Consider the following 9,210-nt stretch of genomic DNA (forward strand, 5'->3'; position numbering starts at 1 on the left):
ACGGTCATGGTGGTGCCTCCTGCGTGACCACCGCCAGCAGCCGCACCTCGTCCGTCTCGTCGCGGTCGGCGACGGCCACCGCGACCCAGCGGCCGGTGCCCTCGGCCTCCCAGAGATGTGCCACCCGTGCACGGGCGCTCAGGGCGGCCCACGGCTCGGGTATCTCCTCCCGCTCGGTCCGCAGCAGGACCGTCTGCAGGTTGTACGGGTCCGTCTCGCCCCAGCGCCGGGCCAGTCGCTCGTAGAGAGCGTCCCTGTCCTTCTCGTACTGCTCGACCGTCGCCGCCCGCTCCCCCGGGTCCCGGCCGCCCAGGCCGTGGCTGCCCTCCAGCACCACCGTGAAGTACCCGGGAGCCGCGGTGCCCTCGTCCGACGGGCCGTGCTCCGCCGGGAAGGGCCGGAAGCACAGCTCGTCGAAGAGGGCGAGGTGCCGCGCGATGTTCATGTGTCCAGTAAACCCGCCGCCACTGACAATTGGCGGGGCGTCAGCGAGCCCCGCGCCCGTCCGGGGTCAGGCGTCACGGCGGCGCAGCCGCCAGAACCCGGCGAGGAGCGCGACCGCCGCCCACAGCGCGGTCACCTCGAGCCCCGTCCAGGGCCCCAGGGTCCCGTCGTACGTCCGGTAGAGAGCGATCTGCCCTGCCCTGTCCGGCAGGAAGTCGGCGGCGGTGCCCGCCGCGTCACCGATCACGAAGGAGACGACGAGGATGAGCGGGACCAGGGTGGACAGGGTGGCCACGCCGCTGCGGAACAGGGTGGTGAGCCCGGCCGCGAACAGGGCCATGAGCATGAGGTAGACACCGCAGCCCACGACGCCGCGGACCTGCTGGCCGAGGGTGAGCCCGTCCGCCGCCGCGCCAAGGCCCGCACGTGCGGCGAGCAGGGCGGCGAGTGCCGTGACCAGACCCACCGCGAGGACCGGTACGGCGACGACCGCCAGCTTCGCCGCGAACCACCGCCCGCGCCGCGGCACGGCGGTCAGGGTGAGCCGGATCCCGTTGCCCTGGTACTCGCTGGAGACGACGACGGCGCCGAAGGCGACGGCCGCGATCTGGCCCGGCATGACCCCGGACAGGGCCATGAACAGCGGGTCGAAGTCCGGGTCGGAGGTGTCGGACACCCCGGCCAGCGCGGAGAACGCCGTGGTGGCGGCGAACAGGCCCAGCAGCGTGCCGCACAGCGAACGCAGGGTGAGCACCTTGAGCGCCTCCGCGCGGAGGACGGGCGTGAGGTTCATGGTCAGGCCTCCTGGGGCCGTGCGGTGAACTCGGTCTCGACGGCGGTCAGATCGAGGTAGGCCTGCTCCAGCGTGCCCTCGTCCGCGGCCAGTTCGAGGACGGGCACGCCCGCGCCGGACACGATCCGGCCGATGTCGTCCACACGCGCGTGGTGCACGGTCCAGTGGCCGTCGTCGTGTTCCTCGGCGTCGTGCCCGTGCCGGGCGAGCGCGGCTTGCAGAGCGGTCGCGTCCGACGTCCGCACGCGGACCCGTGGCCGCACGCGCGCGTCGATGAACTCCCGCATCGGCGTGTCGGCGAGCAGACGGCCCCGGCCGAGGACGACGAGGTGGTCGGCGAAGGACGCGGTCTCGTTCATCAGGTGGCTGGAGACCAGGACCGTGCGTCCCTCGGCCGCGAGCCCGCGCAGCAGTTCGCGGATCCAGATGATGCCCTCGGGATCCAGCCCGTTGGACGGCTCGTCCAGCATCACCACTTCGGGATCGCCCAGCAGCGCGGCGGCGATGCCCAGCCGCTGGCGCATGCCCAGGGAGTACGTCCTCACCCGGCGGCGGGCCACGGCCGCGATGCCGGTCTCCTCCAGCACCTCGTCGACCCGCCGCGCGGGGACGCGGTTGCTCGCCGCCAGGACTCGCAGGTGGTTCCTGGCGGTGCGCGAACCGTGGGCGGCGTCCGCGTCGAGCAGGGCACCGACGTGGCGCAGCGGCTCGTGCAGGGTGGGGTAGGCGCGTCCGCCGACGGTCGCGGTACCGGAGGTGGGCCGGTCCAGGCCGAGGACGAGCCGCATGGTGGTGGACTTGCCGGCGCCGTTGGGGCCGAGGAAGCCGGTGACGCGGCCGGGGCGCACGGTGAAGGTGAGGTCGTCGACGGCTCGTCGGGTGCCGTACTCCTTGGTGAGGTTCTGGACGTCGATGCTGGTCATGGCAGCAGCCTGCCGGTCGGGACGGGGCGGGGCCTCCCCCGCCGGTGGAGACCGGCTCCCCCGTGCGGGGGAGGTCCGGTGCCGGTGGCGGCTGGGAGGATGAGCGGATGCTCCGCATGCTGCGTCCGTTCGGCCGGGCGGTGACGTACACACGATGGCTGCACCTGTTCATGGCCGTGGTGTGGCCGGCCATGTGGATCTTCGTCGACGAGGCGTGGGCGTTCGTGTCGGTGGTGCCGCTGGCGGCCGCCGGGCTGGTGCCCGGGATGCGGGTGGTCGAGGGTGTGCAGGCCAGACTGCTGCTGACCGGCCACCGCCCGGACGACGCGAGCACGGACATCGTCGTCGCGCCGTCCGCGACCTGGGCCGACCGCGGACGAACGGTCCTGTGGCTGGAGGCCCGCCTGCTCATCGGCTCCTGCGTCGCGATGCTCACGGTGCAGCTGCCCGTCCTGGCCGTCGACCTGGTGCACGTGGCACGGGGCGGGCGGCAGGGGGACGGTTCGTACGTCCGCCTCGCGGGCGACCACTGGTGGTACGGCCCGCTCGCGCCGCTGCCGGTCCTGCTGCTCGCCGCGGTCGTCGTCGGCTCCGGGGAGCTGATCACCCGGCTCGCCCGCCGCCTGCTGGGACCGTCCGCCGCCGAACGGCTCTCCGCCCTGGAGGAACGCACCGAGCAACTCCTGGAACGCAACCGCATCGCGCGCGAATTGCACGACTCCATCGGCCACGCGCTGACCGTCGCCGTCGTCCAGGCGGGGGCCGCTCGGGCGGCGAACAGCGCGGAGTTCACCGACCGGGCCCTGACCGCCATCGAGGAGACCGGCAGGGCGGCCCTGGAGGATCTGGAGCGAGTGCTCGGTGTGCTGCGGGAGTCGGAGCGGCCGGCGAGCGGCAGACCGACGCTCGCGGACGCCGACCGCCTCCTGGAGTCCGCCCGGGCCTCGGGGGCGAAGGTCGACGCCGAGGTCGCGGGCCCGCTGGAGACGCTGCCGGGCCACGTCTCCCGCGAGGGCTACCGCATCCTGCAGGAGTCGCTGACCAACGTGCTGCGGCACGCGGGTGCCGTGCCGACGCGGGTCCGCGTCGAGGTGGCGGACGGGGTGCTCACCCTGGACGTGCGCAATCCGCTGCGGGACGCGAGAGCCGCGCCGGGGCGCGGCGCGGGGCTGCGCGGCATACGCGAGCGGGCCGCGCTGCTGGGCGGCCGGGCGCACGCGGGGCCGGACGGCGCCGGTGAGTGGAAGGTGCGCGTCGAGCTGCCGCCGGGCTGATCTAGGCTGGCCGGATGCCGGTCAGAGTGCTCCTCGTCGACGACGAACCGCTGGTGCGCGCCGGGCTGCGGGCGGTGCTGGAAGCGCAGCCGGACATCGAGGTGGTCGGCGAGGCGGCCGACGGGGCGGCGGTCATTCCGCTGGTGCGGCAGACGCGGCCGGACGTGGTCGCCATGGACGTCCGTATGCCGTTGCTGGACGGCATCGAGGCCACCCGCGCGTTGCTGCGGACGGTGGCCGACCCGCCCAGGATCCTCGTGGTGACGACCTTCGAGAACGACGAGTACGTGTACGAGGCGTTGCGCGCGGGCGCCGACGGGTTCCTGCTCAAGCGCGCCCGCCCGGCCGAGATCGTGCACGCGGTACGGCTGATCGCCGAGGGCGAGTCCCTGCTGTTCCCCGCCTCGGTGCGGCGACTGGCCGCCGAGTACGGCGACGGCGCCCACAACCGCGCGGCCCGCGCCGAGTTGGAACGCGCCCGGCTGACCGAGCGGGAGGGCGAGGTGCTGCGGCTGATGGCGCGCGGGCTGTCGAACGCGGAGATCGCCGCCCGGCTGGTGGTCGGCACCGAGACGGTGAAGTCGCATGTGAGCGCCGTACTGGCGAAGCTGGGGGCGCGGGACCGCACCCAGGCGGTGATCACGGCGTACGAGTCGGGGTTCGTGGCGCCCGGGTGAGGAGGGCCGCACGGGCCGGGAACGGAGACCGGAACTCGCCGGGGTCCGGCAGGCCGAGTACCATCCGGCCACAACACGCGCACGAGCTGGGAGGACGGACCTTGACAGGCCTGACCGGCGGGGACCCGTCGCTGTTGCGGAGGATCAACTCCGCCGTGGTGCTGCACGCCTTGCGGGCGACGGACTCCGCGACGCTGACCGAGATCACCCGGGTGACGGGGCTGTCCCGGCCGACCGTCGAGGGCGTCGTCGAGGGGCTGATCGAGGCCGGTCTGGTCGTCGAGGCGGCCGCCGACGAGGGTACGGCCCGGCGGCAGGGCCGGCCCGCGCGGCGGTTCCGGTTCCGGGCGGAGGCGGGCCATCTGCTGGGCCTGGAGATCGGTCCGCACCGCGTCGCCGCGCTCCTGTCCGACCTGGACGGCCGGGTGATCGGCGCCCAGGCCAAGGACGTGGACGAGAACGCGCCGGCCGACGAGCGGCTGGAGCGGCTGCGCACGGCCGTCGCCGAGCTGCTGCGCCGGGCCGGTGTGGCGCGCGGCTCGCTGCGGGCGGTCGGCGCGGCCACGCCCGGCATCGTGGAGGCGGACGGCACGGTCCGCCTGGGCACGGCGCTGCCCGGGTGGACGGGGCTCGGCCTGGGTGAGCGGCTGAGCCGGTCCTTCAAGTGCCCGGTGCTGGTGGAGAACGACGCGAACGCGGCGGCGGTGGCCGAGCACTGGAAGGGGACCGCCACCGAGTGCGACGACATCGTGTTCGTGCTGGCCGGTCTCAGCCCCGGGGCGGGTGCGCTGATCGGCGGTCGGCTGCACCGGGGGTACGGCGGGGCGGCCGGGGAGATCGGCGCGCTGCATCTGCTGGGCCGGGAGGTGACGCCGGAGACGCTGCTGTCCACCACGGACGAGCCGCTGCACCCGCTGGACGAGCAGGCGGTCGCCAAGGTCTTCGCCGAGGCCCGTGAGGGCGACGAGCGGGCCCGCGCGGCCGTCGAGCGCTTCATCCAGCGGCTGGTGCACGACGTGGCGGCGCTGGCGCTGGCGCTCGATCCCGAGATGGTCGTCATCGGCGGCTGGGCGGCCGGGCTCGACGGTGTGCTGGAGCCGTTGCGCCGGGAGCTGGCCCGCTACTGCCTGCGCCCGCCGCGCGTGGCCCTGTCGCTGCTCGGCGAGGCGGCCGTGGCGACGGGCGCGCTGCGGCTCGCCCTCGACCATGTGGAGGAGCAGCTGTTCGCGGTCGAGGGCGCGACGGCACGCCGCTGACCGGGTCGATGCCCCGCCACCGGCGGGATGCCGGGGCCCGGCGGGCCGCCGGTGGCGTACGGCGGGTCGGTCAGGAGGCCTGGGTCTGGGGGCCGTGGTGGATCTCCACGTCCCCCGAGTCTCCGAACGTCAGCCGGCAGGTGTCCGCGCGGTAGGTGGCGACGGAGAGGGCGGCTGTGCGGCCCGCGGCGAGGTAGCGGGTGGTGACCACGAGGACGGGCGCGCCCGGGAGGCGGTCCAGTTCCTTCGCGTCGTCCGTGCCGGCCGAGCCCAGCTCCACGGCGCGCTCCTGCCGCTCCAGGTCCCCGCGCTGCAGCTCGCGCAGCACGGCACGCGCGCGTGCGGGGCCGGAGGGCGCGTCGATGGCGGTGAGGTCCGGGACCGAGGACGGCGGGATGTACAGCAGTTCCGCGGCGACGGGCTGTCCGTGGCTCACGCGGGACCGGCGGACGGTGTGGACGGGTTCGTCGCGGTCCGTCCCCAGCGCGTCGGCCACGGCCGCGGGAGGTGCCGCGAGGTGGCAGTCGGCCGGCTGCCAGGCGTCGTCGTCCGTGCCCGGCCAGGCGTGCTGCCCGGTGCCGACGGCCACGCCGACGCGCGGCGGGGCCACGGTCGTCCCGACGCCGCGGCGGCGCTGGAGCCTGCCCTCCAGTTCGAGCTGCTCCAGGGCCTGGCGGAGCGTCGCGCGGGCGACGCCGAAGCGGGCGGCGAGGTCCCGTTCGTTGGGCAGGATCTCACCCACCTCGAACTCCGAGTCCAGGGCCTCGCTGAGTACGGTCCTGAGGTGCCAGTACTTCGGCTCCGACACCGGTTCCAACTGCGTGGTCCCCACCCTGTCCTCCGCAATCGCCGTGATCCGGCGGCGTTTTGACGCCCTTGTTTATTAAAGGTTGTTGCAGTTCTCTGCGACCATAAAACGCCCCACCCCCTTGGTCAAGACCAATCCCGCGGACGGGAAGGGGCGGGGCGGGTCAGGAATGGCCGGCCAGGGAGACCAGTTTGTCCGGATTGCGGATGATGTACACGGCCTGGATGCGGCCGTCGGCGACGTCCACCTGGATGACGGAGTCGGGCTTCCCGCTGGAGCTGACCAGCAGGGCGGGGCCGCCGTTGAGCTCCAGGAAGTGGAAGCCGGCGTCGGGAATGCCCTGCTGGGCGACGGCGAGCAGGAAGCGGCCCACCTTGTCCGAGCTCTCCAGCACGCGCAGCGGCGCCTTGGACCTGCCGCCGCTGTCGCCCACCAGCCGGACGTCCGGCGCGAGCGTGGCCAGCAGGCCGGCCAGGTCGCCGTCGGCCGCGGCGGCGAGGAAGCGCTCGGTGAGGTCGCGGCGCTGCGCCGGGTCGACGTCGTAACGGGGCCGCCGCTCGTCGACGTGCTTGCGGGCACGGCCGGCGAGCTGGCGCACCGCGGCCTCGCCGCGCTCCAGCATGGCGGCGATCTCCGCGTACGGGTAGCCGAACGCCTCCCTCAGGACGAACACCGCCCGCTCCAGCGGGGACAGCGACTCCAGGACGACGAGGACCGCGAGGGACACGGAGTCGGCGAGGACGGCCCGCTCCGCGGTGTCCGGCACGGCGTCCCCGAAGTCGGTGACGTAGGGCTCGGGCAGCCACGGGCCGACGTACGTCTCGCCGCGCGACTTGACCTGGCGCAGCCGGTCGATGGCGAGGCGGGTGGTGACGCGCACCAGGTAGCCCCTCGGCTCGCGCACGGCGGAGCGGTCGGCGCCGGACCAGCGCAGCCACGCCTCCTGGACCACGTCCTCCGCGTCCGCCAGGCGGCCCAGCATGCGGTAGGCGACGCCCAGGAGGACGGGCCGGTGCTCTTCGAAGACGTCGGTCGCGGTGTCGGTGGTCACCCCTTCATCCCAGCGGACGCGTCCGGTGGTGTCCAGACGGAATCGCCCGTACCCGGTATCGGGGCTACCCGCCGGTAGCTATTGCTGACAAGCTGTCTACGCGACGCCATCGTGCACCCGTTCCCGGAACACCTGTTCCCGACAAGGAGCCCCATGTCCGCAACGCTCTCCTTCACGGCCCCCACCGCCCACGGCCCGCGGGACGTCACCCTCGCCTACGCGCGCGTGGGCACCGGCGAGCCGCTGGTCCTGCTGCACGGCATCGGTCACCACCGGCAGGCCTGGGACCCGGTGGTCGACATCCTCGCCACCGAACGCGACGTGATAGCCGTGGACCTGCCGGGCTTCGGGGAGTCGTCCGCGCTGCCGTCCGGACTGCCGCACGACCTGCCGACCACGAGCGCGGTACTCGGCGCCTTCTGCGTGGCACTGGGCCTGGACCGCCCCCACGTGGCGGGCAACTCGCTGGGCGGCCTGCTGGCCCTGGAGCTCGGCCGCGAGAACCTGGTGCGGTCGGTGACGGCCCTGTCACCGGCCGGTTTCTGGACGCAGGCCGAACGGCGCTACGCCTTCGGCCTACTGACGGGCATGCGCCGTACGGCGCGGAGCCTGCCGCTCCCGCTCGTCGAGCGGCTGTCCCGCACGGCCGTCGGACGCACCGCGCTGACCAGCACGATCTACGCCCGTCCCGGCCGGCGCTCCCCCGAGGCCGTGGTCGCCGAGACGCTGGCGCTCGCGCGCGCCGAGGGGTTCGCCGAGACGCTGCGGGCCGGCCGGAGCGTGCTGTTCACCGACGACGTGCCCGGCATCCCCGTCACCGTGGCGTGGGGCAGCCGGGACCGGCTGCTCCTGCCCCGGCAGGGGATACGCGCCAAGCGCGCCATCCCGCGCGCCCGGCTGGTACGGCTGCCCGGCTGCGGCCACGTCCCCATGAACGACGACCCGGCGCTGGTGGCCCGGGTCGTCCTGGACGGCAGCCGCGCTCAGGAGGCGAGCGCCGCGAGGACCTCCTTCAGCACGGTCGCGTTGTAGGGCATGCTCACATGCGGGGTGTGGTCGTCCGGGTCGATGTCCTGAAGGACGATGTTGTTGACGTAGCGCCCCTCCGTGGGCTCCAGGGCGCACGAGGTGTACGGGGTGACCACGTCGTCGTACCGGGTGGCGATGACCGTGTGGCGGACGCCCTCCGTCGTCTCGCCGAGTTCGGCCAGCTCACGCTGGAAGGGGTGGTCGTGCTGCAGTTGCGGCCAGGCCGGCACGACCTCCCCGACCGCGCCCTGTTCGAGTACTTCCACCGCGCCGGGAATCTGCCGGGCGAGGTTCATCAGCCCCTGCGCCGTGACCCCGTGGTTGCTCGGTGAGATGCCGACGAAGTTGTGCACCTTGGGCCCGCCGCCCAGCGCGTTGAGGTAGTAGCGCGGCATCATGCCGCCCTGCGAGAAGCCGACGAGGTCGACCTGCTGGGCGCCGGTGCGGCGCAGCACCTCGTCGACGAAGTCGGCGAGCTGCCGGGCCGAGTGCTTGATGTCGCCGAGGCCGAAGATCACGGGGTTGCCGTGCTGGCCGTAGTCGAGCCGGAAGACCCGGTGGCCGTGCTGTCGCAGCAGGGGCGTCGCCGTGTTCCACGTGTAGCCGCGGTTGCCGAAGGTGCCGTGCACGAGCACCACCGGCCGCGGATGTTCCTCGCTCGGCGGCGTGTTCCAGTCGTCCTCCCCCGCCTGGATGTCGACGGTGGCGATGACCTGCGCACCGCCGGCCTGGGCGACCGCGCCCACGCGGTGCGGCGACTCGGTGATGTCCGTGACGACGTCGTCCGAATTGACGCCGGGGAGGCGGGGGTTGAGGAAGCTCATGGTGTTCTCCCTTTCGTCGGGAATGGAGCCGTGGCGGATCGGACTTCTCAGTCTTGCGTCCATCAATTTCCGCAACGATCCCTCGTCCGGGGGAAAGAATTCACTCCATGGGGTAAATAGGGCTCATTTTT

Annotated in this window: 10 protein-coding genes; 4 read left to right on the forward strand and 6 right to left on the reverse strand. The window is 73.6% G+C overall.

Annotation, left to right across the window (positions count from 1 at the left end):
• Positions 1-4 precede the first annotated feature (4 nt).
• From ACZ6IM_RS07685 to ACZ6IM_RS07695, 3 genes are all read right to left on the reverse strand, one after another.
• Positions 5-445, reverse strand: coding sequence for a hypothetical protein (locus tag ACZ6IM_RS07685; RefSeq protein WP_469554880.1), 441 nt, complete (start codon positions 443-445; stop codon positions 5-7).
• Between the two features lie 66 nt (positions 446-511).
• Entirely contained in the window at positions 512-1,237 is a 726-nt protein-coding gene (locus ACZ6IM_RS07690; RefSeq protein WP_469554883.1) for an ABC transporter permease, read from the reverse strand.
• Positions 1,238-1,239: 2 nt separating this feature from the next.
• Positions 1,240-2,160 (reverse strand): ABC transporter ATP-binding protein, encoded by a 921-nt coding sequence (locus ACZ6IM_RS07695; protein ID WP_052839006.1) that lies wholly within the window; start codon positions 2,158-2,160, stop codon positions 1,240-1,242.
• Positions 2,161-2,267: 107 nt separating this feature from the next.
• Between ACZ6IM_RS07695 and ACZ6IM_RS07700 the strand changes: the two genes are divergently transcribed.
• The 3 genes from ACZ6IM_RS07700 to ACZ6IM_RS07710 all read left to right on the forward strand — a co-directional run bounded on the left by ACZ6IM_RS07700 (position 2,268) and on the right by ACZ6IM_RS07710 (position 5,367).
• The gene (locus tag ACZ6IM_RS07700; protein ID WP_052839005.1) at positions 2,268-3,434 is read left to right on the forward strand and encodes a sensor histidine kinase; all 1,167 of its coding nucleotides are present in this window, start codon (positions 2,268-2,270) and stop codon (positions 3,432-3,434) included.
• A 14-nt stretch (positions 3,435-3,448) separates the two neighbouring features.
• Positions 3,449-4,111, forward strand: coding sequence for a response regulator transcription factor (locus ACZ6IM_RS07705; protein ID WP_052839004.1), 663 nt, complete (start codon positions 3,449-3,451; stop codon positions 4,109-4,111).
• 101 nt (positions 4,112-4,212) lie between these two features.
• Positions 4,213-5,367 (forward strand): ROK family transcriptional regulator, encoded by a 1,155-nt coding sequence (locus ACZ6IM_RS07710; protein ID WP_052839003.1) that lies wholly within the window; start codon positions 4,213-4,215, stop codon positions 5,365-5,367.
• A gap of 70 nt (positions 5,368-5,437) precedes the next feature.
• On the opposite strand, the gene ACZ6IM_RS07715 is transcribed toward ACZ6IM_RS07710, so the two are convergent.
• Together ACZ6IM_RS07715 and ACZ6IM_RS07720 are read right to left on the reverse strand one after the other, a co-directional pair.
• Positions 5,438-6,199: a GntR family transcriptional regulator gene (locus ACZ6IM_RS07715; protein ID WP_052839002.1), complete on the reverse strand. Its 762-nt coding sequence runs from the start codon at positions 6,197-6,199 to the stop codon at positions 5,438-5,440.
• A gap of 139 nt (positions 6,200-6,338) precedes the next feature.
• Positions 6,339-7,226: an RNA polymerase sigma-70 factor gene (locus ACZ6IM_RS07720; RefSeq protein WP_469554890.1), complete on the reverse strand. Its 888-nt coding sequence runs from the start codon at positions 7,224-7,226 to the stop codon at positions 6,339-6,341.
• Positions 7,227-7,379: 153 nt separating this feature from the next.
• Between ACZ6IM_RS07720 and ACZ6IM_RS07725 the strand changes: the two genes are divergently transcribed.
• Complete coding sequence (locus tag ACZ6IM_RS07725; protein ID WP_052839000.1) at positions 7,380-8,258, forward strand: alpha/beta fold hydrolase; 879 nt, start codon at positions 7,380-7,382, stop codon at positions 8,256-8,258.
• Here ACZ6IM_RS07725 and ACZ6IM_RS07730 read toward each other — a convergent pair.
• The gene (locus ACZ6IM_RS07730; RefSeq protein ID WP_052838999.1) at positions 8,210-9,079 is read right to left on the reverse strand and encodes an alpha/beta fold hydrolase; all 870 of its coding nucleotides are present in this window, start codon (positions 9,077-9,079) and stop codon (positions 8,210-8,212) included. The two genes, ACZ6IM_RS07725 and ACZ6IM_RS07730, sit on opposite strands and share 49 nt — an antisense overlap.
• Positions 9,080-9,210 lie beyond the last annotated feature (131 nt).

This window comes from Streptomyces sp. NPDC042336, assembly GCF_055581985.1.